This is a genomic window from Gordonibacter urolithinfaciens, from assembly GCF_900199375.1.
Taxonomy (GTDB): Bacteria; Actinomycetota; Coriobacteriia; order Coriobacteriales; family Eggerthellaceae; genus Gordonibacter; species Gordonibacter urolithinfaciens.
Map to the genome: position 1 here is coordinate 2,938,264 of NZ_LT900217.1, position 23,585 is coordinate 2,961,848.

General features: G+C 69.7%; 21 protein-coding genes. 9 read left to right on the plus strand and 12 right to left on the minus strand.

The features are described 5' to 3' along the window. Nucleotides 1-651, plus strand: a complete 651-nt coding sequence (locus BN3560_RS12590) for a hydrogenase maturation protease (RefSeq protein WP_096228689.1) — start codon at nucleotides 1-3, stop codon at nucleotides 649-651. A gap of 224 nt (nucleotides 652-875) precedes the next feature. Next, a complete protein-coding gene (locus BN3560_RS12595; RefSeq protein WP_157780584.1) occupies nucleotides 876-1,868 on the plus strand; it encodes a sensor domain-containing diguanylate cyclase in 993 nt (330 codons plus the stop codon). Between the two features lie 15 nt (nucleotides 1,869-1,883). Here the strand turns inward: BN3560_RS12595 and BN3560_RS12600 are convergent, their stop codons facing one another. Then, on the minus strand, nucleotides 1,884-3,575 hold the full coding sequence (locus BN3560_RS12600) for a bifunctional diguanylate cyclase/phosphodiesterase (RefSeq protein ID WP_096228316.1): 1,692 nt from the start codon (nucleotides 3,573-3,575) through the stop codon (nucleotides 1,884-1,886). Nucleotides 3,576-3,871: 296 nt separating this feature from the next. On the opposite strand from BN3560_RS12600, the gene BN3560_RS12605 reads away from it, so the two are divergent. The 3 genes from BN3560_RS12605 to BN3560_RS12615 all read left to right on the plus strand — a co-directional run bounded on the left by BN3560_RS12605 (nucleotide 3,872) and on the right by BN3560_RS12615 (nucleotide 5,761). Beyond that, complete coding sequence (locus BN3560_RS12605) at nucleotides 3,872-4,294, plus strand: DUF488 domain-containing protein (RefSeq protein ID WP_015539900.1); 423 nt, start codon at nucleotides 3,872-3,874, stop codon at nucleotides 4,292-4,294. Between the two features lie 274 nt (nucleotides 4,295-4,568). After that, nucleotides 4,569-5,210 (plus strand): TetR/AcrR family transcriptional regulator, encoded by a 642-nt coding sequence (locus BN3560_RS12610; RefSeq protein ID WP_096228317.1) that lies wholly within the window; start codon nucleotides 4,569-4,571, stop codon nucleotides 5,208-5,210. After that, nucleotides 5,207-5,761 (plus strand): flavodoxin domain-containing protein, encoded by a 555-nt coding sequence (locus BN3560_RS12615; RefSeq protein WP_096228318.1) that lies wholly within the window; start codon nucleotides 5,207-5,209, stop codon nucleotides 5,759-5,761. The genes BN3560_RS12610 and BN3560_RS12615 overlap by 4 nt, the downstream gene beginning before the upstream one ends. A 48-nt stretch (nucleotides 5,762-5,809) precedes the next feature. On the opposite strand, the gene BN3560_RS12620 is transcribed toward BN3560_RS12615, so the two are convergent. From BN3560_RS12620 to BN3560_RS12655, 8 genes are all read right to left on the minus strand, one after another. Continuing rightward, nucleotides 5,810-6,409 carry a helix-turn-helix domain-containing protein gene (locus BN3560_RS12620; protein WP_096228319.1) on the minus strand — a complete coding sequence of 200 codons (600 nt, stop codon included), beginning with the start codon at nucleotides 6,407-6,409 and terminating at the stop codon, nucleotides 5,810-5,812. Nucleotides 6,410-6,628: 219 nt separating this feature from the next. Further along, complete coding sequence (locus BN3560_RS12625) at nucleotides 6,629-7,168, minus strand: CarD family transcriptional regulator (protein ID WP_096228320.1); 540 nt, start codon at nucleotides 7,166-7,168, stop codon at nucleotides 6,629-6,631. 175 nt (nucleotides 7,169-7,343) lie between these two features. Beyond that, nucleotides 7,344-8,018: a 4Fe-4S binding protein gene (locus BN3560_RS12630; RefSeq protein WP_096228321.1), complete on the minus strand. Its 675-nt coding sequence runs from the start codon at nucleotides 8,016-8,018 to the stop codon at nucleotides 7,344-7,346. 22 nt (nucleotides 8,019-8,040) lie between these two features. Then, entirely contained in the window at nucleotides 8,041-8,913 is an 873-nt protein-coding gene (locus tag BN3560_RS12635) for an ATP-grasp domain-containing protein (RefSeq protein ID WP_096228322.1), read from the minus strand. Next, nucleotides 8,898-9,635, minus strand: a complete 738-nt coding sequence (locus tag BN3560_RS12640; RefSeq protein WP_096228323.1) for an amino acid ABC transporter ATP-binding protein — start codon at nucleotides 9,633-9,635, stop codon at nucleotides 8,898-8,900. The genes BN3560_RS12635 and BN3560_RS12640 overlap by 16 nt, the downstream gene beginning before the upstream one ends. After that, the gene (locus tag BN3560_RS12645; protein ID WP_197702191.1) at nucleotides 9,625-10,422 is read right to left on the minus strand and encodes an amino acid ABC transporter permease; all 798 of its coding nucleotides are present in this window, start codon (nucleotides 10,420-10,422) and stop codon (nucleotides 9,625-9,627) included. Before BN3560_RS12645 ends, BN3560_RS12640 begins: the two co-directional genes overlap by 11 nt. 34 nt (nucleotides 10,423-10,456) lie before the next feature. Next, entirely contained in the window at nucleotides 10,457-11,335 is an 879-nt protein-coding gene (locus tag BN3560_RS12650) for a transporter substrate-binding domain-containing protein (protein WP_096228324.1), read from the minus strand. After that, nucleotides 11,332-11,775, minus strand: coding sequence for a MarR family winged helix-turn-helix transcriptional regulator (locus BN3560_RS12655; RefSeq protein ID WP_096228325.1), 444 nt, complete (start codon nucleotides 11,773-11,775; stop codon nucleotides 11,332-11,334). Before BN3560_RS12655 ends, BN3560_RS12650 begins: the two co-directional genes overlap by 4 nt. Nucleotides 11,776-12,054: 279 nt before the next feature. On the opposite strand from BN3560_RS12655, the gene BN3560_RS12660 reads away from it, so the two are divergent. Next, nucleotides 12,055-12,852 carry a carboxymuconolactone decarboxylase family protein gene (locus BN3560_RS12660; protein WP_096228326.1) on the plus strand — a complete coding sequence of 266 codons (798 nt, stop codon included), beginning with the start codon at nucleotides 12,055-12,057 and terminating at the stop codon, nucleotides 12,850-12,852. 23 nt (nucleotides 12,853-12,875) lie between these two features. Here the strand turns inward: BN3560_RS12660 and BN3560_RS12665 are convergent, their stop codons facing one another. From BN3560_RS12665 to nth, 3 genes are all read right to left on the minus strand, one after another. Beyond that, entirely contained in the window at nucleotides 12,876-14,018 is a 1,143-nt protein-coding gene (locus tag BN3560_RS12665) for an aldo/keto reductase (protein WP_096228327.1), read from the minus strand. 1,490 nt (nucleotides 14,019-15,508) lie between these two features. Beyond that, nucleotides 15,509-16,552 (minus strand): excinuclease ABC subunit UvrA, encoded by a 1,044-nt coding sequence (locus tag BN3560_RS14570; protein WP_197702192.1) that lies wholly within the window; start codon nucleotides 16,550-16,552, stop codon nucleotides 15,509-15,511. Between the two features lie 36 nt (nucleotides 16,553-16,588). Next, nucleotides 16,589-17,251 (minus strand): endonuclease III, encoded by a 663-nt coding sequence (gene nth / locus BN3560_RS12675; protein WP_096228328.1) that lies wholly within the window; start codon nucleotides 17,249-17,251, stop codon nucleotides 16,589-16,591. A gap of 668 nt (nucleotides 17,252-17,919) precedes the next feature. Here nth and mfd point away from each other — a divergent pair. The 3 genes from mfd to BN3560_RS12690 all read left to right on the plus strand — a co-directional run bounded on the left by mfd (nucleotide 17,920) and on the right by BN3560_RS12690 (nucleotide 23,578). After that, nucleotides 17,920-21,465: a transcription-repair coupling factor gene (gene mfd, locus BN3560_RS12680; protein ID WP_096228329.1), complete on the plus strand. Its 3,546-nt coding sequence runs from the start codon at nucleotides 17,920-17,922 to the stop codon at nucleotides 21,463-21,465. Then, nucleotides 21,462-22,496 (plus strand): DMT family transporter, encoded by a 1,035-nt coding sequence (locus BN3560_RS12685; protein WP_227115529.1) that lies wholly within the window; start codon nucleotides 21,462-21,464, stop codon nucleotides 22,494-22,496. The genes mfd and BN3560_RS12685 overlap by 4 nt, the downstream gene beginning before the upstream one ends. Before the next feature lie 92 nt (nucleotides 22,497-22,588). After that, nucleotides 22,589-23,578 carry an alpha/beta fold hydrolase gene (locus BN3560_RS12690; RefSeq protein ID WP_157780585.1) on the plus strand — a complete coding sequence of 330 codons (990 nt, stop codon included), beginning with the start codon at nucleotides 22,589-22,591 and terminating at the stop codon, nucleotides 23,576-23,578. The last annotated feature ends 7 nt before the right edge of the window (nucleotides 23,579-23,585 follow it).

A 23,585-nucleotide genomic window follows, 5' to 3' on the forward strand; every position in this document is an offset into this window, starting at 1 on the left:
ATGGGGGAGGAGCATGCCGCGGGCGGCGCGGTCGCGACGGGCGCGCCGGAGGACGGCCTGTTGCCCGACGAGCGTGCGGCTGCGAGCGCATCGGAAGGAAGCGCCCAGGTTCGCGGCGGCGCCGCGGGCGCGCCGGAGGGCGGCGCTGTGCGGCGCATCGGGGTGTTCTGCGTGGGGAACAAGCTCATGCTGGACGACGGGCTGGGCACCGCCGTGTACGAGGAGCTGGTAGAGCGCTACGAGGCGCCCGGCAACGTGGAGTTCTTCGACGTGGGTTGCCTGAGCATGGATATGCTGCCGTACGTGCGCGACTTCGACGTGCTCCTCACCGTGGACGCGGTAGACGGCACGGACGCCGAGCCGGGCACCGTGTTCCGCTTCGAGCCCGACGCCATGGCGCGCCACTCGGGTGCCACGGCATCGCTGCACGACTTGAAGCTCGTCGACCTGTTCGACGCCGCCACGCTGCTGGGCTACGAGGCCGAGGGCCTGTGCCTGGGCATGCAGGTGGAGAACCCTTCGCCGGCCGTGATGACGGTGGGCCTCACGCCGAAGGTGGCCGCCGCGCTGCCCCTCCTGGTGGAGACGGTGGCGGGCGAGCTTGCGCGACTGGGCTCGCCGCTTGTCCCGCGCGCGGGTGCAGCCGGATAAGGACGGCTTCGTAACGGCACGGTTTCAACGCAGCCAACGTTCCGTGAAGCGCCTTTACAGGGAGCCGACGCCGCTGGTAGCATGCTGACCTCGTGAGGACGGCCCTTTATGGAGGCAACCCCGTAATGCCCCGCGCGGCCCTTCGGCCGCCCTTGGTGCGGCGCCGATGCGTCGCGGCCTCCTCCTCCCGTTCCAGAGAGCCAGCAAGAGGAGTGCCGAGCACCGTGCCGAACCCCAGCGAAGAGACCGACTACCTGCGTGCCATGCCCGTGCCGTTCGCCGTCGTCAAGACCATCCCCGACGAGGAGGGGCGCACCGTCGACCTGGTGTTCGCCTATGTAAACGATGCCGCCATCGCCTTGGCAGGCTGCGCGCGCGAGGTGCTCGTGGGCTCGTCGGTGTTCGATGCCTGCCCCGATGTTGCGCGCTGCATGCTGGGAGTGCTGGACGACACGGCGCGCACGGGCGCCGCGCAGTACTTCACCTGCCGCAGCGTTTCCGGCGACCGTTACTTCTCCGTGCGTTCCTACCGCCCCCGCGAGGGCTTCTGCGCCTGCGTGCTCCAGGACGTTACCGAGCAGGCTCTGCTGGACCGCCGATTGCGCGAGGAGCGTCGTCTCCTGGAGCGCCAGGCCATGCGCGATCCGCTGACCGGCCTGTACCATGTGCGGCAGGGCAGGCGCCTCGTGGAGGGCGCCCTTGCCGAACCGCGCTGGGAGGGTGCGTGCAGCGCGCTGTTCATGTTCGATGTGGACGACTTCAAGAAGGTGAACGACGAGCACGGGCACCACCGCGGCGACGACGTGCTGCGCGGGTTCGCCCAGCTGCTGGAGCAGTCGTTCCGGCGTACCGACATCGTGTTCCGCGCGGGCGGCGACGAGTTCTCCGCGTTCGTGGCCGACATCCCGTGCGCCTGCGTGGCCGAGCGGATATGCTTCGACGTCATCGCGGGCGTCGAGCGGCTCTCGGCCGAGGGCGTGCCGGTGAGCGTGAGCATCGGCGCTGCCGTGGGGAGGCCCGGCTGGTCGTACGAGTCGTACTACCGCGTGGCCGACCAGGCGCTGTACCGCATCAAGCGCACGGGGAAGAGCGCGTACCGCGTGGCCGTAATGGACGGCCCCGCCGCCCCCGCGTCGGCCCTGTCCGGGGCGCCCGAGCGCCGCAGCCTGCGGCGCTCCGCGCGGAAAGGGGCGCCGCGTACCCAGCCTGCGGCCTGACCTGCGCGGGGCCGGTCAGGCCTCTTGCTTTCCGGGGCCGCCCGCGCCCAGGAAGCGCTCCTCGAACTGCCCGGCGGTCAGCGGGCGCGAAACGAGGAATCCCTGCACGCTGTCTGCACCGATGGCGCGCACGGTGTCCAGCTCGGTTCGCTCCTCAACCCCCTCCACCGTCACCTCGATGTCCACGCTATGGCAGAGATCGATGACGGCGTCGATGGACGCGCGGTTGAACGACTCGGCATGGATGTTCTTGATGAACAGCCGATCGATCTTAACGATGTCGGCCGGCGACTGCGACAGCAGGCCGAGCGAGGAGTACCCCGTGCCGAAGTCGTCCATGGCCAGGCGTATGCCGATGGCGCGCAGCCGGTCGAACGTCGCGCGCAGCGCCTCCAGGTCGGTGACGAAGTAGCTCTCCGTCATCTCCAGCACGATACGGCTCGGCTTGGTGCCGGCCTCGACCAGGGCATGCTCCACGAACGGCACGAAGTCGGCCTCGAGCAGCTGCAGGTAGGAGATGTTCACGTTCATGATGAAGTCGGGCTGGACGAGGTCCCATGCCGCGCACTGCCGGACGGCCTGCTGGAACACCCAGCGGCCCACGGCGCCGATGAGGCCGTAGGACTCCAGCACGGGGATGAACTCGGCCGGGCTCACGCTGCCGAACTCGTCTGCGCTCCAGCGCAGCAGCGCCTCGGCGCCGACGATGCGCAGCGTGTCGGCGTCCACGAGCGGCTGGTAGTGCAAGGGGAAGCCCCGCATGCCGTCCATGACGGACGCCTGCAGGCGGTCGCTGAGCTCCAGGCGGCGCAGCTTCTCCCTCGACATGTCCGACGAGAAGAACGACACGGTGTTCTTGCCGCGGTGCTTGCTCTCCTCCAGCGCGCTCTCGGCATGCTTGATGAGGTCGAGCCCCGTGGAGCCGTCCTCGCCGACCATGGCGATGCCGCCGGACACCGTGCAGAAGTACGGCACGCCCTCGATGGCCTGCTGGCGGTTGGCGAAGGCGTGCACGGTGCGGTACAGGTCCTCCATGGCGCCGCGGTCGGCATCGTCGAGCACGACCGCGAACTCGTCGCCGTCGAAGCGGAACGCCGAGGCGTTCTCGGGCAGCAGGCGCTGGAGCGTCTGCGCGAACTGGCGCAGCACGCCGTTGCCGAACGAGTGGTCGTTGAGCGAGTTGATGCGCGAGAAGTCGTCGAGCCCCAAAAGCAGGACGCCGCCCGAGGGGCGCTCGTGGGCGAGCAGGCGGTCGAGCACCTGCAGGCACTTGCCGTGCATGAACAGGCCCGTGGTGGCGTCCACCTTGCCCTTGCGCTCCAAGCTGGTGACGGCGCCCGAGAACAGCACGGGCGCGCCGTCGTCGTGCATGAGCAGCCCGCGGCATACGATCCAGATGTACTCGCCCTTGCGGTTGCGCACCTGGTACTCCAGGTCGTGCTCGTCGGTCTTGCCGCAGAGCATGTCGTCGATGGATTCGTCGAAGCTCTGGCGGTCGCGCTCAAGTATGAGCTCGCGCCATCGGGGAATGAGCCCCTCGAACACGCGTCCGGGCAGGTCGAAGTCGTGCAGCATGTTCTCGGACACGAGCGCCATGTCCGTTTTCATGTCGATGATGTAAAGGTAGTCGTCCGTGCTGTACGCTATGGCATCGTAGAACAGGCGCGGATCGAGGTCGAAGGAGTTCAGCGCTTCATTCGCGTCCATGCAGGGCTACCTCGCGTCTTGTTGACGGGCATTCAAATTAACGTTGATCGTATTGTAAGGTCAATCGGCCTTCTCGGCGAGCAGAAAACGCAAGGAGAGGGGTTTTCGGCAGGCTGCGGCCGGCCCGGGCGCCGGTGCGCGGGGTCCGGCGGGCTCGGCCGTGGCGGTTGCGTGACGAAACGCCTGCGGTTGCGCCACAACGGCTGCGCGCGGCTCTGGAGCGCGGGCGGCGCGGTTATGGTGTTCCGAAAAGCCGTGGCCCGCGTTCGCGCGCGGCCGAGAAGGAGCCTTCCGCCATGCGAATCAACACGATCAGCGCCTACGAGACCACTGCCGAGAAGTTCTTCGGCGCCTTGGAGTCATGGGACGTCGACCTGCTGCTGGACACGCGCTTGAAGAACACGAACCAGCTGGCAGGCTTCACCAAGAAGAACGACCTGGCGTACTTCGTGCCGAAGCTCCTGCACGCCGACTACGTGCACGACAAGCTGTTCGCCCCGGCGCCCACCATGCTCGAGCGCTACCTGCACGGCAACATCGGCTGGGACGCCTACGCCGACGCCTATCGCGAGGACATCCGCGAGCGCGAGGCCGTGCCGCAGTTCTACGACCGTTACGGCGAGTACAAAAGCGTCTGCCTCCTGGGCACCGCCACCCACAAGCGCCGCAGCCACGTCGAGGTGCTCCAGCAGATGCTCGAGGCCGCGACGAAGGGCTAGCGCCCTCGCTTCGCCGGCATCGGGCGCCCGCTTTCACGCCGCCTGCGCCTGGTCTTGCGCCGAGCCAGCCTTGCCATCCGCCGAGCGGTGATTCCGTCAGCGCGTGCGATCCACGCACTTCGGGCCCGCTTCCTGCGAGACCGTCTCAAGCCCTGCTCTTCCCGTTTCCCTATGCCGATGCTCCATGGGAAGCATCGGTACGGTTGTTGGGTCTCCTTGCAAAACTAGCAATTGCTAGTATAATAGCTAGCGCACACTAGTTTTAGGAGGATACGTGAGGAGCAGGGACACGAAAGGGCGAATCGTCGAGGCGGCGTTCGGGTTGTTCGCGGAGCAGGGGTACCATGCCGTTTCCGTGCGCGACATCGCGGCGGCGGTGGGTGTCAAGGACGCGTCGCTCTACAACCATTTCCCGGGCAAGCAGGCCATCTTCGACGCGGTGCTGGCCGCGCAGCTCGAGCGCACGCGCGCGGTGTTCGCGGAGCAGGGCGTCATGACCGCGCCGGTCGAGGACCCCGCCGGGTACGCCGGTGCGTTCGAGGAGACGGAGCGGCGGGTGCTGGCGGGGTTCCGGCACTTCTTCGCGGACGGGGACATGGTCCGGCTGCGCCGGCTGCTGGCCGCAAGCCGGTACGCCGACGCCCACGCTGCGGAGGCGTTCCGCTTCGTGTTCGTGGAGCAGCCCCTGGCCATCCAGCGCGCGGTGTTCGAGCACCTGATGGCCATCGGGCAGTTCGCACTCGACGACGCCCAGGCCCTCGCGCGCGAGTTCTACGGGCCGGTGTTCCTGCTGCTGCTCTCGGACGTTCCCTGGGAGGACGCGGAGCCGCTCATACGCGACCACCTGGGACGGTTCTTCTCTGCACATGCGATCGGGGCACCTGCGGGCGCTGCGGCGGAAGGAGGCGCGCGATGAGCGCCATCGTGGTGTACGCGTCGCAGACAGGGTTCACGCGCCGGTACGCGGAATGGATCGCAGAGGAGCTGGGCTGCGAGGCCGTGCCGGTGGAGCGGGCTGACGCGATAGATGCAGGCGCGTGCGACGTGGTCGTGTTCGGCGGCTGGTTCCATGCGGGCGGCCTGGTGGGGAAGAAGTGGCTCGCGCGCACCCGGGCAGCGCACCCGGGCACCCCCTTCGTCGCGTTCGCCGTGGGCGCGACGCCGCCGGAGTGGACCGACATGGTGGACGAGGCGATGGCGCGGGAGTTTCCCTCGCCGGAGCTCGACGGCGTGGAGCGGTTCTACCTGCGCGGCGGGTTCGCCTACGAGAGGCTGAGCCTGCCGAACAAGCTGGCCATTAAGATGTTCTTCAAGATGCAGGAGAAGCAGGCGGCCACCGACCCACGCGCCGCCGAGATGCTCTCGGGGATGCGCGGCGGCTTCGACGGCACCGACCGCGCCGCCATCGCGCCGGTGGTCGCCCGGGTGCGCGAGCTGGCGGCCGCGGCCGGCCAGCCGCCGGCCTGACGGGTGCTCGGCCGGCCCGTCGCCGACCGCTTGCCGAGCCGGATGCGCCTAGCGGCGAGGGTGCGCGGCGGGATGCCGCATGAGGCCGTGCTCGGTGCACCAGGTGTAGAGCGTGCCGCCGGGCAGGTGCGGCAGGCGCGCCTCGCCGCCCTGCTCGGGGTACAGCTTCTCCACGGCCAGGCTGTCGTAGCCCACGACGGCGGCGAAGCCCAGGCTGTGGGCCTTCTCCATGGGATGGTCGAACGTGAGGTACCAGTCGCCCTCTGCGTCCTCCACCCGCACGGCGTGCACGTCGTCGGCGGCTTGCACGGGCAGCGGCCCGAGCTTCCTGCCGCAGCAGGAGACGTCGGCGTCCCCCGTGGTGGTGATGATGTTCTCGCAGGAAGGGCAAACGCGGAATGCCGTGCGCCTCATAGTGCCTCCTTGGAGCTCGTCGGGGGAGAGGCTGCCTGCCAAAAGCGCCTCGACGGTGGCGCCCAGCTCTTCGGCGAGCGCGGGCAAAAGCGACACGTCGGGGCAGCCGCCCCCGCGCTCCCACTTCGACACGGCCTTGTCGCCCACGCCCACGAGCTGCGTCAGCTGGAGCTGCGTGAGCCCGCGCTCCTCCCGCAGGCTGCGGATGAGCTCGCCGGTGCGTCTGATGTCCATGGTTCTCCTCCTGGTTCGGTTTCGCGTGCCGTCCCACGATACCCGTGCGCGGCGGCGCGCGCAATGAACGCTCCGTAGAGTGCGGTCGGCGAAGGCGTGGTCCGTCTGCCGGGCTAGAACGAGGGCCTCGGGCAGCTCGACGGTGCGGCTCCTTTGCGCAGGCTCACGGCCCCGCGCAAAGGAGCCGCGAGTATGGCAGGCCCCGTTCCCGGAGATGCGTCAGCGGCGGCGCGCCTCGGCCTTCTTCACGCGATCGACGAGGAAGTCGCGCACGCCGTCGCGCTCGATGCCCAGCGACACGGACAGCTCGTCGCACAGCAGGTTCTCGGCCAGGTCGAAGTACTTCTTGTCCGTGGCGGTGATCTGGCGGCCGGCGCCGGAACGGCGCACGGTGCGCTCGTGCACGGACTTCATGATGGGCACGAGGTCCTGCGGCGAGAACGTCTTGAGGCGCTTGTCGTACTCCTCCTTCAGGCGCCGCTCCAGCAGCGTGGGCGTGTTCGCACCCGGCTTCAGGACGTCCTCGTCGATGGTCTGCGCGTCGGCGATGGAATCGATGAGCGCGAGCGCCTCCTTGCGCGACATGGCGGGGCGCAGCGCGGGCGGCTCGGCCTCGGGGACGGCTACGAAGAGCTTGAGGGAGTTCTCGAACAGCGCGTGCAGCTCGAAGTAGTCCCGGCTCTCGAAGTACGCCTCGCGCACGGCGGCCACCTTGCAGACGTGATGGCGGTAGACGACGATGTCTCCGGGGGAAACCATGGCGACCTCCTGGTCTGATTGGGTGGGGAAACGGTTGCGCGATTCCATCGCGTCAGAAGGACGGCGCAGATCAGCATGGCTATTGTACCAATTTTGGCGCCGATGGCGCCCGCGTGCGATCGGCGAACGGTCGCGGCGACGAAGAGCTTTCCTGCCAGGCGCGCGGAGAAGGGCCCTACTCCCCCTTGCCCTCCACCGCGCCGGCGGGGCAGGCGTGGTAGCAGTTGCCGCACTCGTCGCAGCGCTCGCCCAGGATGGCATAGGGCTCGCCGGGCACGATGGCCTTGAACGAGCAGCCCGCGAGGCAGGTGCCGCAGGCGATGCAGTCGTCCGTGATCCGCAGGCCCGGCTCCTCGTACGCGTCGCCGCCGAACGCGAAGCGCTCGCGGTGGAGCTTATGGTCGCGGTTGACCATGGCGTAGTCGTAGTCGTACAGCTCGCCGTGGAAGCGGTGCAGCACGAACACGCGCGTCTCGGGGTACTTGGCGATGTCGTACACGGCCACGTTGAAGTTGCGGTCGTGCGGGGCTTTGGCCTCGACTTCGGCCATCGATAGTTCGCGCACCTCGCCGGCCACGCGCATCTGGTAGCCGGGCTTGAACAGGGGCAGGTTGTTCTCGTCGAACACGACCTTGGCCTCCGTGCGCTCTCCGTTCACGGCCAGCCGCCCGCTCTGTTTAAGCTGGCGGTAGAACGGCTTCACGTCCATGGTGCGCAGGTAGAGCCCCTCGTCGTCGTAGGCGAAGAAGTGGGCGATGCGCGCCTCCACGCCGCCGTGCCCGTCGGGCGTGGCGAAGCTGCAGCAGCCGATCTCGTCGAAACGGTCGAAAACTTCCTTCATGGTGAGCATGGGCCGGGTCCTTTCTCGCAGGTCAGTTCGTGGGCAGGGCGCGCCAGCGGCGGGCGATGGCCTCGGCGTGGGCGCGCATGAGGTCCATCCCCAAAAGCTCGGTGCAGTCCTCGGAGACGTTCGACACGGAGTTCGCGTCGATGATGCAGGGGCCGCGGCCGCACTCGATGACGTCGAAGCTGCCCAGCTCGATGGACAGCACGGCGGCGGCCCGCTCCGCGGCGTCGGTGATTTCGCGGGGAACGTCGGGGTAGGCGGCGTAGGTGGAGCCGAAGCGGTAGGCCGACAGGCCGTTGTCCGCCACGGAGCGCTTCACCACGAGCGCGCACGCGCCGTCCACCACCTCGATGCGCGTGAGGAAGCCGCGCGCCGGCTCCACGTACTCCTCGGCGATGAACGCGATGGCGGGGGCCCCGGCCAAGAACGACCGGGCCTCGTCGGCGCTGCGCGCGATGGCGGTGCAGGTGGTGCGGCCGCCGCAGTTCGGCTTGAGCACGCAGGGGTAGGAGAGTGATGCGGGGTCGACGTCCTTTGGAATCGCGCAGGCGTAGACGGCGGGCGTGACGAGGCCGGCCGCGGCCAGCGTCTCGGTCGCAAGGCGCTTGTCGACCTCGAAGAAGTGGGCGCGCGCCGGGTTCACCAGCGGGATGCCGCGCTCCTCGGCCGTGCGCGCGAGGAGCGCCATGCGCTTAAGCGAGGCCGTGTGCCCGCGGAACCGGGCGCTCGCGAACACGCGGCTGACCAGCATCTCACAGGCGAGCGCCGCCTGCATGCTCGCCGCGTCCTCCATGTCCAGCAGAAGCGCGGGCGCCCCGCACGCCTCCAGCTCGGCCGCCAGCTTATGGTCGGACCACTCGTCCGACTCGTACAGCACGCCTATCATCGGATGCTCCATTCCAACAGCTTGCCCAAGAACCGCTGCAGCTCCGGCGTGGCCGGATGGTCGAACAGGCGGGCGCTCTCGCCGTATTCCAGCAGGCGCCCGCCGTGCAGGAACGCCACCTTGTCGCAGGCGCGGCGGGCGAAGCCCATCTCGTGCGTGACCACGATGAAACGGGTGCCGGTCTCCTTGAGGTCGCGGATGAGGTCGAGCACGTCGTTGGTGTACTCGGGGTCGAGCGCGCTCGTTGGCTCGTCGAGCAGCAGCATCTTGGGAGACGCCGCCACGGCGCGCGCGATGGCAACGCGCTGCTGCTGGCCGCCCGAGAGCTGGGCGGGGCGCTTGGCCTCCTCGGCCGCCAGCCCGAAGCGCGCGAGCAGGTCGGCGGCGCGCTCACGGGCCTGGTCCTCGGGCACGCCATGAACCACGGAAAGCGGCAGCGCCACGTTCTCCAGAGCGCTCAAGTGGTGGAACAGCCCGCTCGCCTGGAACACGAAGCCTAGCTGGGAGCGGTAGGACGGAAGCGCGCGCTCGTCGTAGTCCACGCGTTCGCCGTCCACCTCCACTGTGCCGTCCGTGGGCGCGATGAGCCCGCCCACGATGCGCAGCAGCGTGGACTTCCCGCCGCCCGACGGCCCGATGACGGCGAGCGTGGTCACGTCGTCATCGAAGTCGATGCCGCGCAGCACGGGCACGCCGTCGAACCCCTTCTCCAGGTGCTCCAGCCTAATGCGCATAGCCGAACCTCTTCTCGAAGCGCTTGCTCACGAACATGATGGGCAGCGTGAGGCACAGGTACAGCCCGCCCAGCAGCAGGAAGCCGCCGAAGAAGTTGTAGTTGGTGGCCGTGATCTCGCGGATGGTCTGCGTGAGCTCGATGACCGCGATGACCGACAGGAGCGACGAGTCCTTCACGATGGTGGCGAACTGCCCGGTGAGCGCCGGCAGCGTGCGCGCCACCAGCTGAGGCAGCACCACGTGGCGCACGGTCTGCGCGCGCGTGAAGCCCACGGCGCGGGCGGCCTCCAGCTGGCTCTCGTCGATGGACAGCAGGCTGCCGCGCACGATCTCGGCGATGTAGGCGCCGGCGAACACGGACAGGATGACGACGCCCGCCACCACCTTGTTGTCGATGCCCCACGCCGTGCCGATGATGTAGTAGAACAGGTAGATCTGCACGAGCAGCGGCGTGCCGCGCACGAGCTTCACGTACAGGTCGCACAGGTAGCGCACGGGTAGCACGCGCGCGCTCTGACCCAGGGCCACGGGCACCCCGATGGCCATGCTGGCCACGAGGCTGGCCGCCGAGAGCTCCACCGTGAGCAGGAAGCCGCTGCCGATGCGGTCGCGGTACTGCCCCACGAAGTCGAAGTTCAGCGTGATGCCGGTCATGCCGAGCGAGACCCAGAATACGGCAATCACGGCGACGCAGACCAAAAGGTAGTTCGCCGCGGCCTTGAGCGGCGGCGTTTCCTGGCGGGGCGCCGCCGTGAACGGGCGGGCGAGCGGTGAGGGTGCTTTCAACGGGCGCCTTTCTCGCGGCGGTCGGACGGCGCGGCTACTCGAAGTCGAAGAACCACTTGAAGCCCAGCTCGTCGAAGGCGGCCTTCTCGCTGGCCAGGTACTTCTCGGTCAGGCGGTCGAACTCGCCCGAGGCCTTCGACTGGGCGATGAACTCGTTCAGCTGGCCCAGCAGCTCGTCGTTGCCCTTGGCCACGGCGATGCCCCACGACTCGGGGTCCTGGAACGGGATGAACACGGCCTCGGTGGTGTCGGGGTTCTTCTGGTTGTTGCGGTAGATGGTCAGCTGGTCGTACAGGAAGCCGTCGGCCTTGCCCTGCACGACCTCGGTCACGCAGGCGCTCTCGTCGGCCAGGCGCACGACCTCGGCTTCGGTAAGGTTCTTCGTGGCGAACACGTCGCCGGTGGAGCCGGTCTTCACGGCCACCTTCCTGCCGGCCTGGTTCAAGTCGTCGATGCTGCCGATGCCCGACTGGGCGTTGGCCAGGATGGCCAGCTGCGCCATGGCGTAGGGGTCGGAGAAGTCCACCGACTCCTTGCGGGCGTCCGTGATGGTGATGGACGACATGAGGCAGTCGGCCTTGCCGGTCTGCACCATGGGGATGAGGCCGTCGAACGCGGTGTTCTCGATGACCACGTCGTAGCCGTACGCCGCGCCGAAGTCCTTCATGAAGTCCACGGACACGCCGCTGGGGTTGCCGGCGTCGTCCTTCGTCTCGAACGGGGGATAGGCCAGCTCCATGGCCACGGTCAGCGTCTTGTCGGCGCCGTCGCCTGCGGGCGCGGCGTCGTTCGAGCCTTCGGTGCCGCCGTTCGACGAGCAGGCGGTCAGGGCGAGGAGCGCCGCCGCGGCGAGCGCGAGGGCGGCGAGGGCCGCGCGCAGGCGGCGCGGGCGGGTGGGGGCGGTGGTGTTCATGCGTGTTCTCCCTCCAGAGCGGTTTCGAAGTTCTCCTGCATCGTGCGAAGCGCGCGGTCGAGCGCCTCCAGCTCGCCGTCGTCCAGGCCGCGGCACTGCACGTCGGCGAGCGCGTCCGAGATGGACTCGAAGGCGGGCTGCAGCCCTCGCCCGCGCTCGGTGAGCGCGACGAGCGTCACGCGCTTGTCCTCGGGCAGCTTCGCCGTGGACACGTAGCCGCCGGCCGCGAGCTTCCTCACGAGGGCGGTGACGGTGGACGGGTCGCGGCCGATGCGCTGGGCCAGCTCGCTCATGGGCAGCTCTCCGTGTGCGAACAGCTGCACGAGGATGTCGCCGTGCGAGGGCGCGATGCCCGCGAGGCCGTACTGCTCGAGCTGCTCCAGGAGGAAGCGGTTCGCCAGGCCGAGCGTCCGGGCCAGCTGGTTGACGGTTCCGCGCAAGGCGGGCTCCTTTCGATGCGTCGGATGCTCGGAGATTATACTTTGACGTCAAAGTAATGTCAAAGGACCCGCTCGGACGCCCGGCCACGCCCGTGTGAAAACCCTAGTAAAAGTGTAGCAATTATGGTGCGCGCCGTCTTTTCCCGTGGCGGTTGACTTGGAGCAGGCTCCGGGGTATATGCTGCTGCCATAACCAGAGACGGCGGCGGCGCGCCCGGCCGCCCGCGGGAGGCCGAGGCCGCCTGCGGGGCCGGGGCCGCCGCGGAAAAGGAGCATGCCATGACCCCCCGGATCACCGAGGCCGCACGGGCGTACCGCGAGAAGCTGTACCCCGGAAGCGCGGCCACCCTGTACGAGACCGACCCCGAGTTCGTGGAGCTGTTCGCCAACTTCGCGTTCGACGAGGTGGTGAACGCCGAGGGCGCCGGCGGCGACCTTGACGACCGCACGCGCTTCCTGGCCATCCTATCCGCGCTGATCGGCTGCCAGGGCGTCGAGGCGTTCAAGGCGCTCGCGCCGGCCGCGCTCGAGGTGGGCGTGACGTCCGTCGAGCTGAAGGAGCTGGTGTACCAGTCGATGGCCTATGTGGGCTTCGGGCGTATGCTGCCTTTCTTGCTGGCGGCGAACGAGGTGCTGTGCGAGCGCGGCGAGAGCCTGCCGCTTCCGCCCCAGGGCACGACGACGCGCGAGAGCCGCCGCGCGGCCGGCAACGACCTGCAGGTGGAGCTGTTCGGCGAGGGCCTGCGCGCGGCATGGGAGCGCGGGCCCGAGGACCGGCGCCCGGTGAGCGCGTGGCTGGCCGGCAACTGCTTCGGCGACTGGTACACCCGCGGCGGCCTGGGGCTGGCCGAGCGCGAGCTGGCGACGCTCGTGCTGCTGGCCGCGCAGGGCGGCTGCGAGCCCCAGCTTGCCGCCCATGCGCTGGGCAACCTGCGCGCGGGCAACGGCAGGGAGCTGCTGGCGGGCGCCGTGGCGCAGTGCGTACCCTACATAGGCTACCCGCGCGTGCTGAACGCGCTCGCCTGCATCGACGAGGCTGCCGAGCGCTTCGCAGCCGAGGGGGAGGCGGGCGCGTAGGGCGCCCGCGGTGGGCGGGGCCGCTACGCGAACAGCGCGGCGGCCTTCTCCATGCGCTCGGCCACCGGCACGCCGAAGGGGCAGCGCGGCTCGCATGCCCGGCAGGCGATGCAGTCGGCGGCCGCGGCGTCGAGCGACCCGTAATGGGCGCGCACGCCGGCGGGGACCTCGTCCTGCATCGTGGCCAGGTCGTAGAACTTGTTCACGAGCGCGATGTCGATGCCGGACGGGCAGGGCGCGCAGTGCCCGCAGTACGTGCACTGGCCGAAGTAGGCGTGCCTCGGGGCGCCGGCCAACACGCTCGCGTAGTCCTTCGCCGCGTCGTCGGCGGTCTCGTAGGCGCAGGCGTCGGCCACGTGGGACGGCTCGCCGAAACCGGCCATGATGCTGGCCACGGCGGGGCGCGTGAGCGCGTAGTGGATGCACTGCACGGGCGTCATCGCCACGCCGAACGGCGACGCCTCGGCGCTGAACAGGCGGCCTCCGGCATAGCCCTTCATGACGGTGAGGCCCACGCCCTCGCGCTCGCAGAGCGCGTAGAGCTCTGCCCGCGCCGGGTCCATGCCGCCCAGCTCGTCGGCGTAGTCGAACGTGAACGCATCGTCGAGGCTGGCCGTGGCGGGCAGGAGGTCGAAGGCGGGGTTCACGCTGAACATGATGGCCTCCACCTCGCCGGAGAGCGCCGCGCGGCGCGCCACCTCGGGCGCGTGGGTGGACAGGCCGATATGCCCGATCGTTCCCGCCTCCTTGAGCGCGCGCACGTAGGCGATGAACTCGCCGGCCATGATGGCCTCGAACTCCTCCACGTCGTCCACGTAGTGGATCATGCCGAGCTCCACGTGGTCGGTTCCCAGGCGCGCGAGCAGGTCCTCGAACGCGGGGCGTACCGCGTCGAGGTCGCGCGTGCGCGTGTACTGGCCGTTCTGCCAAGTGGAGCCGATGTGCCCCTGGATGATCCAGCGGTCGCGCTCTCCCGCGATGGCGGCGCCCAGGTTGCTGCGCACCTCGGGCTCGGCCATCCAGCAGTCCAGGATGTTGATGCCTGACGCGGCGCACGCATCCGCCACGGCCTTCACCTCGGCCGCCGTCTTCTTCTCCATCCACTCGGCCCCGAAGCCGATCTCGCTCACCTCAAGGCCGGTGCGGCCCAGTTCCCGATAGCGCATGGTTTCCCCCTTGCTCGTTTCTCCGTACGTCGACGATACCGCCGAGTGCGCCTGCATGCGAGCGCGCGGCTACCTTCCGAGCGCCCGGCGCAGGCAGGCGGCCGTGGCGCCCTCGCCGTGTGCGGCGAGCTCGGCGGGGGTTCCCGCGAACACGAGGCGGCCGCCGCGCTCGCCTCCCTCGGGGCCGAGGTCGACCACCCAGTCGCTCGCGCACAGCACCCGATGGTCGTGCTCCACCGCCACGACCGTGTTGCCGGCGTCGACCAGGCGGTCGAGCAGCGCGAGGAAGTGCTCCACGTCCTGCGGGTGCAGGCCGCGCGTGGGCTCGTCCAGCAGGTAGAGCGTGCGCCCGCGGCCGCCGCCGAGGAGTTCCCGCGCCAGCTTCAGCCGCTGGCCCTCGCCGCCCGAGAGCGTGGTGAGCGGACGTCCCAGCTCCAGGTAGCCCAGGCCCACGTCGGACAGGAGGCCGAGCGCGCGGGCGATCTTGGGGCGGGCGGAGAAGACGTCCCGGGCCTCGTCCACCGACAGCGCCAGCACGTCGGCGATGGAGCGCCCGTCGAGCGTGGCCTCCAGCACCTCGTCGTGGAAGCGCCGGCCGTGGCAGGCAGGGCAGGGGGCCTGCACGTCTTGGAAGAACAGCAGGTTGCTCGTGACGGTGCCCATGCCCTCGCACGTCTCGCAGCGGCCGCCGGGCGTGTTGAACGAGAACGCCTTGGCCGCGAGCCCGCGCGAGCGCGCCTCCGGGGAGGCGGCGAAGGCCGCGCGGACGGGCGCCCACACGTCTGTGTACGTGGCCACGTTCGAGCGCTTCATGCGCGCGATGGGCGCCTGCCCCACGGCGACGATGCGGTCGAGGTGTGCGCAGCCGGACACGGCGTTCTCGGGGCCGCGCGCATCGCCGCGGGCCAGGATGTCGAACACGAGCGTGGACTTGCCCGAGCCGGACGGGCCCGTCACCGCCACGAGGCACCCGGCGGGGATGTCCGCATCCAGATGGTCGAGGTTGAACCGGGTGGCGTTGCGCAGCTCGATCGGAGCGCCCTGGGGCGCGCGCGGCGCCGCCTTGGGCGCGAGCGGGCGCGCGAGGAAGCGTCCCGTGGCGGAGTCGGGCGCGGCCGCGAGGTCGGCGAGCGACCCCTCGGCCACCACGCGCCCGCCGTGCGCGCCCGCGCCGGGGCCCAGGTCCACCAGGTGGTCGGCCGCGCGCATGACGTCCGGGTCGTGCTCGATGACGAGCACGGTGTTGCCCAGGTCGCGCAGGCGCCGCAGGATGCCCACGAGGCCCTCCGTGTCGCGGGGGTGGAGCCCCGCGGTGGGCTCGTCCAGGATGTAGACGACGCCGGAGAGCTCCGAGTCCAGCACGGCGGACAGGCGCAGCCGCTGCAGCTCGCCGCCCGAGAGCGTGGCGGTTGCGCGGTCGAGCGTCAGGTAGTCCAGGCCCACGGCCCCGATGCGCGCGAGCTTCGTCTCCATGTCCAGCAGGTAGTCCTTTACCACCGCGCGGCGCGGCCCATCCAGCTGCGTGCCCACCCGGCGCACCCACGCCGCGAGCTCGCGCAGCGACCGGCCCGCCAGCTGGGGCAGCCGCGTGCCCGCCACGACCACGTCGCGGCCCCGCGGGCCCAGGCGCTCGCCGCCGCAGGCGGGGCAGGGGGTGCGCATGACGAAAGCGCGCACGCCCTTCGCGTCGGGCCCCTGCTCGCCCAGGCGGCGCATGAGCAGCGGCACCACGCCTCGAAGCGCCCGTCGGCCACCTTCCGGGGCGGCTCGACCTGCGGCAACGCGCGTTCGAGCGCGGGCGCCTCGGACCCCTCGTACAAGAGCGCCTTCTGCAGCGCGTCGAACGATTCCACGGGCACGTGCGCAGGGTCGGGCAGGCCGAAATGCCGGCACGCCGCGCGGAACACGCCTATCTGGTGTTCCCGGTACCTCGCCTGCCAGAAGGCCACGGCGCCGTCCTCGAGCGAGAGGGACTCGTCCACGGCGGCTGCGCGGTCCACCGCGAGCACGTCGCCCATGCCCTCGCATGCGGGGCAGGCGCCCTCGCGCGTGTTGAACGAGAACTCCGTGCGCGTGACCTTGTCCATGCGCTCGCCGCACGAGGGGCAGAACTGGTACACGCGGAAGTCGTCGCCCACGCGCTCCGTCTCCTCTGCGCAGTCGGCCGCGCAGAGCATCTGGCCGCAGTGCGGGCAGGGGTACTCGCCCAGCTTCTCGAACACCATGCGCAGCGCCGTGTACACGTCGGTCGCCGTGCCCACGGTGGAGCGCGGGTTGCGGTTCGCGCCGTCCTGCAGGATGGCGATGGCAGGGGAGGCGCCCCGCACGCGCTCGACGGCGGGCTTGGGGATGCCCTGCATCGAGAGGGCCTCCAGGTGCAGGCGCTGGCATTCGGTGGCCAGCACATCCACGAGCAGGGTGGACTTGCCCGAGCCCGACACGCCCGTGAACACGGTGATCTTGTTTTTGGGGATGGCGAGCGTGACGTCGCGCAGGTTGCCCTCGCGCGCGCCGACGATGGTGAGGGTATCCAAAAGGGGTCCTTTCGCCGAAGGGGAGTCGGGGGAACCCTACACCTTGCCGCAGCTGGGGCACAGGTCGCAGACGAAGCACTCGCCGCACTTCGGGCTGCGCGCGATGCACGTCTCGCGGCCAAAGAGCACCCACTGGTGGTTGATGGGCCCCCAGTATTCCCGCGGGTAGAGCTTGAGCAGCGCCGTCTCGGTTTTCGCCGGCGTGTCGGCGGAGGGGCCCGCGAACTTCAGCCGGTGCGCGATGCGGAACACGTGCGTGTCCACCGCGATGCCCTCCACGATGCCGAACGCCTCGTTGAGCACCACGTTCGCTGTCTTGCGGCCCACGCCCGGCAGCTTCTGCAGCTCGTCGATGTCGCGCGGGATCTCGCCTGCGTAGTCGGCCACCACCATCTGGGCGCACTTGATGACGTTCGCCGCCTTCGTGTGGAAAAAGCCGATGGTGCGGATGATGTCCTCCACGTCGCGCACGTCGGCGGAGGCGAGGTCGGCCGGCGTGGGGTAGCGCTCCCACAGCTTGGGCGTCACCTTGTTCACGCCCTTGTCGGTGGTCTGCGCGGACAGCAGCACGGCGATGGTCAGGCGGAACGGGTCGCCCCAGTAGTGCAGCGCGCACTCGGCGGCCGGGTAGTGCTCGTTCATGCGGCGCGCCACCTCGAGCGCGCGCTCCCGCTTGGCGGTCATGGTCTCGCGCGGCATAGGGTCTCCTGTCGGCTAGCGTGCGGACGGTTTCGCCTCCCAGTATAGCGAAATTCGCGGGCGCGTTGCCGCCATACGGGGAGGCGAAGGCAACCCGTGGCGATGAAAGGCGAACCCCGTGGCGGCGATGTTGGCGGTGGGGGGATATCGGGATGATCCCATGCGGCGATAGCCGGGAGCGTGGCTTCTGGTTGCCGCGCGCGCGGTATCCGAGGCGTAGAATCCTCCTTCGCCTCGATACAGCGCCGAAAAGCATTCCGAAAGTCACCGTTTTAGCCGCTGTGAAGGCTTCTCGCGCGCCCGGACTCTGATTTCGACGGCGGATTGGTTGCCCCTTGCCGTTTGCGCAGGTCGCGAACCGCAGCCCCTTATTGCCGCCGAAACGCTTCACAGCGGCCAAAACGGTGACCGGGGGCCCTTGAATACGGAAGGGATCTCCGGAACGTGTGCCTCCGGAACGTGCGCCGGATACTCCGCTCTTTCGATGCGCTGGCGCGCTCCGCCTGCCTGTGGTTTCTCCTTCATGCGCGCCTTCGGGCATCGTGCAGGGCGTCCTCGGGTGGTAGAATCGTCTGCGCTGTTCGCGCCTGCGCGGGCGGCAGGCAGAAACCTTGCACGAGGCCGCGATCGCGGCTTTTCGTGCTGTTCGCATACGGATAGGACACGCTATGCTCATCGACTCATTGACGTTCGCCCTGGAGAAATCGGGTTGCCTCGACGCGTTCTGGGGCAAGCTCGACGAGGGGCATGACGGCACGCTCGGCGTGGCCTCGTCGGCGCGGCCGTTCCTCGTGGCGGCGCGGTTCGCGCACAAGCCGCAGACGACGCTCGTCGTGGTGGCGGGCGAGGACGCGGCCATCGCGTTCGCGCGCCAGGTGGCGGCGTACCTGGGCGACGAGCGCGTCATGCGCTTCCCCGAGCGCGCCGACTACCCGTGGGGCGGCAAGCCGGGCGACCCGGCCCAGGCGGCGCGCCGCATGGAGGCCGTGCATGCGCTGGCCTCCGGCCGCGAGGCCGTGGTGGTGGCGAGCGCCCGCGCGCTCGTGCGCGCGCTGCCGCCGGCGGGGTCGAGCGTGCACCTGCCGCTTGTGTTCGAGGCCGGCCGCGAGCTGGCGGACATGGAGGGCGCGAAGGCGGCGGGCGTAGCCGAGTTCGGGGGCGTGGCGCGGGCCCTGGAGGAGCGCGGCTACCAGAACACCGGAGAGCTGGACGGCCCCGGCACGTTCGCCGTGCGCGGCGGCACCCTGGACGTGTTCCCCGGCAACCTGGTGTACCCGGTGAGGCTCGACTTCTTCGGCGACGAGCTGGACGAGATCCGCCGCATCGTGCCAACCACCGGGCAGACCATCGCCGCGCTGCCCCGCGCCGACGTGTACCCCGTCGTGGAGTTCGCGGCCTCGAGGGCCGCGCTCGCCCGCGCGCGTCAGAAGCTTGAGCGGCCCGCCGAGACGAACGCCGCGCTGCGCGACGTGCTGGAGAGGCTGGACGGCGGCCTGCGCGAGGGCGGCTCGGACGTGCTTTTGCCCTACCTGTACAAGACCACCTCCACGCTCGGCGACTACGTGCGCCCCGGCGCCCTTTCGGTGCTGGTGGAGCCGCGCTCGCTCTTCGACGACATGACGCATGCCTACGACGACCTGGCGGGACGGTCGAAGGGGATGGGCATCGCGCTCGAGGGCCTCTACGCCGAGCCCGCCGGCGTGAGCTTCGGCGACGGCCAGCGGGCCACGTACGTGTCCATCATGCGCGTGGGCGGGCAGATAGACGACGAGCTGCCGGTCAAGCGCGTGGAGGTGGCGGGACACCCCGACAAGCTGTACGGCCGCTTGCGGACGCTCGTGGACGGCGGCTACACGGTGGTGTTCAGCGCTCCGAACTTCCGCGCCCGCCAGGACATGAAGCTGGCCTTCGTGGACCAGGGCCTGCCCATCCAGGAGACGTTGGATTCCGACGTTCTCCCGAACGCCGGAGCTGCCGACGCCGCGGAAACCCTCGCCGACCCTGCGAACGACCGTCGGGATGGGGAAACCGCCGGCGCGGCCAAGCGCCGGCTGCGGCGAGGCGTGGTGAACGTGGTGGACGTGGACGTGCCGCTCGGCATGATCATCCCGAAGGCGAAGCTCGCGCTCGTGAGCGTGTCGGACACGCAGGGGGCGTCCGCGGCGCGCCCGAGCCGGCACATCGACGTCACGGACATCACGTTCCCCTACAAGCCGGGCGACTACGTGGTGCATGCCGCGCACGGCGTGGCGCACTTCAAGGAGCTCGTGCGCCGCGACGTGGACGGCACGGCCCGCGACTACCTGCTGCTGGAGTACGCCGAGGGCGACAAGCTCTACGTGCCGGTGGAGCAGCTCGACCGCGTCACGCGCTACGTGGGCCCCGAGGGTGCTTCCCCGCGCCTCACGCGCCTGAACACGGCCGACTGGTCGCGCGCCATGAAGAAGGCCCGCGCGGCCACGAAGAAGCTGGCGTTCGACCTGGTGGACGTGTACACGCGCCGCGCCACCGTGCAGGGCTACCGCTTCGGTCCCGACACGCCGGCCCAGCGCGAGATGGAGGAGGCGTTCCCCTACCAGGAGACGCCCGACCAGCTCTCCGCCATCGCCGACGTGAAGGCCGACATGCAGTCCGCCAAGCCCATGGACCGGCTCGTGTGCGGCGACGTGGGCTTCGGCAAGACCGAGGTGGCCATCCGTGCCGCGTTCAAGGCCACGCAGGACTCCAAGCAGGTCATGGTGCTCTGTCCCACCACCATCCTCGCGCAGCAGCACTTCACGAACTTCAAGGAGCGCTGCGAGCCCTTCGGCGTGCGCGTGGAGGTGCTCTCGCGCTTCCGCACACCTGCCCAGCAGGCCGAGGCGCTGCGCGGGTTCCAAGAGGGCGACGTGGACATTCTCGTGGGCACGCACCGGCTGCTGTCGCGTGACGTGAACCCGCACGACCTGGGGCTCGTGATCATCGACGAGGAGCAGCGCTTCGGCGTGGGCCACAAGGAGCAGCTGAAGAACCTGCGCGAGTCCATCGACGTGCTCACGCTCTCGGCCACGCCCATACCGCGCACCATGCAGATGAGCCTGTCGGGCGTGCGCGACATGAGCCTCATCCTCACGCCGCCCGACGAGCGCCGCCCCGTCGAGGTGCACGTGGGCGAGTGGGACCCCGACCTGGTGAGCGCTGCCATCCGCCGCGAGCTGGCGCGCGGCGGGCAGGTGTACTACGTGTCCAACCGCGTGCGCACCATGGAGGAGGCCGTGGGTCGCGTGGCGGCGGCCGCCGGCGAGGCGCGCGTGGGCGTGGCGCACGGGCAGATGTCGAAGGAGGAGCTCGAGCGCGTGATGGAGGATTTCAGTGCCGGCGAGCTGGATGTGCTCGTGGCCACCACCATCATCGAGAGCGGCATCGACAACCCGCACACGAACACGCTCATCATCGAGGACTCGCAGCGCTACGGCCTGGCGCAGATGTACCAGCTGAAGGGCCGCGTGGGCCGCTCGTCCACGCAGGCCTACGCCTACTTCATGTTCCCCGAGCACGTGAGCCTGACCGAGGAGGCCCAGGCGCGCCTCACCGCGCTGGACGAGCACACCGACCTGGGCAGCGGCATGCGCATCGCCATGCGCGACCTGGAGATACGCGGAGCCGGCAGCCTCATGGGCGCCGAGCAGTCGGGCAACATGTCCGCGGTGGGCTTCGACCTGTTCGCGCAGATGCTCGCGCAGGCTGTGAGCGCCACGCGCGAAGGCGACCTCAAGGCCATGGACCAGCTGCCGCCCGCGCTCTCCGACATCACGGTGAACGTGCCGGGGCACACCTACCTGCCCGAGGACTATGTGCCCGACGCCGACGAGCGGGTGCTGTGGTACCGCAAGATCGCGAGCGCCGCCACCGGGCAGGCCGTGGAGGACGTGGCGACGGACCTCGCCGCCAAGCGCCCCGACATGCCGCAGGCCGCGAGGAACCTGCTGGAGAAGGCGCGCATCAAGGCCTACGCGAACGAGCGGCATATCCGCACCGTGTCGGTGACGGGCGGCCGCCTGGTGGTGGAGCCCATCGACGTGTCGCGCGACCAGATGACGAAGCTGCGCCGTGCGGGCGGCCGCTACTTGGCCGACAAGCGCAAGCTGCAGCTGCCGCTGCGCTACTTCAAGCTGGACGAAGGCGACAACCTGCTCGCGCCGGTGTTCGCGTTCCTGAAGGAGCTGGCGGGATGAGGAGACGAACGATGAACGGGGGCGAGACGGCAGGGCCCGTCCCTGGTGCGAGCGTGCGCGCGGGGGAGGCCTTCTTCCGGCGACGGTTCTGGCGGGGGATCGCCTGCGCGCTCGTGGGCGCGGGGCTCTGGGGCTTCTCGGGGGCGTGTGCGCAGTTCTTGCTGTCGAACTACGACATAACGCCCCCGTTCGTCACGGCGGTGCGCATGCTGGGGGCGGGCCTGCTGTTCCTCGTCGTGCTCGCGGTGCGCCAACGCGAGCGGCTGGCCGCGATGCTGGCCGACCGGCGCACGCTCGGGCGCCTCGCGGTGTTCGGCGCGGTGGGCCTGTACCTCTGCCAGATCACGTACGCCATCGTCATCGACTACACGAACGCGGGCACGGCCACGGTGCTGCAGTGCACGGGCATCGCGTTCGTCATGCTGTTCACGTGCGTCGTCGGGCGGAAGCTGCCGCGGGCGAAGGAGCTCGTCGGCCTGGTTGCGGCCATGTTCGCCACCTGGCTCATCGCCACGCAGGGCGACCCGTCGGCGCTCTCGCTGCCGTTGCCGGGGCTTGTGTGGGGCATCGCGAACGGGCTGTCGGTGGCGTTCTACATCATGTACCCGAAGAAGCTGTTCGCCGAATGGGGCAGCTTCGCGGTCACGGGAATCGGCATGCTCGTGGGCGGCGTCGCGGCTGCGCTCGTGTGGCTGGCGGGCGGGGTCGCGGGTGGCGCGGGGCTCGCGCTGCCCACGCTCGACGCGGCGGGATTCCTTGTGTTCGGGCTGATCATCGTCGTGGGTACGTTCGCCGCGTTCGCGCTGTACCTACACGGCGTGTCCATCGTGGGCTCGGTGAAGGGGAGCCTGCTCGGCGCCATCGAGCCGGTGAGCGCCACGGCGTTCTCGGCCCTGTGGCTGGGAACCGCGTTCTCGGGAGCCGACTGGGCGGGCTTCGTGCTCATGATAGCCATGATCTTCCTGGTCACGGGCGAGAAGCCGCAGCCGCAGGCAGAAGCGCCCTGCGAGGGCGATTCCTCCCCCACATGACAAGGGGACATGACAAGGGGACAGGTACCTTGTCATGTTTCAGGAACAGAAGTCGAAGGAAGCGCGCTGGACGGCGCAGAAGGGGAGGCGTAATGAAAAAGGAGCGCCGACGATACCTCGAGTCGTGCGAGGTGTCGCGGCTCGTCCGCTACGAGCTGGGCGGCGTGGAGCAGAAGGTGACGCTGGAGGGCCGGCGCGCGGACGCGCCCGTGGTGATCTTCCTGCACGGTGGGCCCGGCTCGCCGTTGCCCGTCTCGGTGGGCACGCGCGGCATGTTCCCGGACCTCGCGGACCGCTACGTGCTGGCAGCATGGGACCAGTTGGGGTGCGGCGCGAACCGCTGCCGGCTGGGCGACGACGCGTGCATCGATCGCTACGTGGACATGACGCTCGACCTCGTGCGCGCGGTGCGGCGCGACTTCCCCAGCAACGAGGTGAACCTGCTCGGCGTGTCCTGGGGCTCCATCCTGGCGGCGCGCGCGGCCGCGCGCGAGCCGGGGCTCGTCGACCATGTGGTCACGTACGGGCAGGTGCTCAAGCAGCTCGGCTTCAACGACGAGGTGTTCGAGGCGCTCGAGCGCTCGGCGATGCCGGAGAAGCTCAAAGGCGAGCTGCGCGCGATCAGAGGGTCGGGCGCGCGCAACCTCGAGTCGGGCATGCGGCTGGCCGGCTGGGTGCGGAAGTACACCGAGGGCTACCAGGCGCAGGGCGACGGCATGATGCCGGTGGGAGCGTTCGTGCGCGGCATGCTGGAGAGCCCCGACTACACGCTGCGCGACCTCGTGGCGGCCGTGTCGAACGACTTCTCGAAAAGCGAGCGCCTGTTCGCGGAGATCTTCGCCGTCGACCTCTCCGACGAGCTCGCGAACATGCGCGTGCCGTACCTCATCGTGCAGGGAGAGACGGACATCGTCACGTCCACCCGTACCATCCGCGCGTTCGTCACGGAATGCGGCAACCCCAACCTGCGCTACGCCGAGGCCCCGCGCAGCGGGCACATGCCCGGCACGACCGGCATGAACCTCCTGTTCGAGCATCTGTCCAACTTCGTGACAAAGGGACAGGTTCCTTGTCATAAATAGAGAGGGA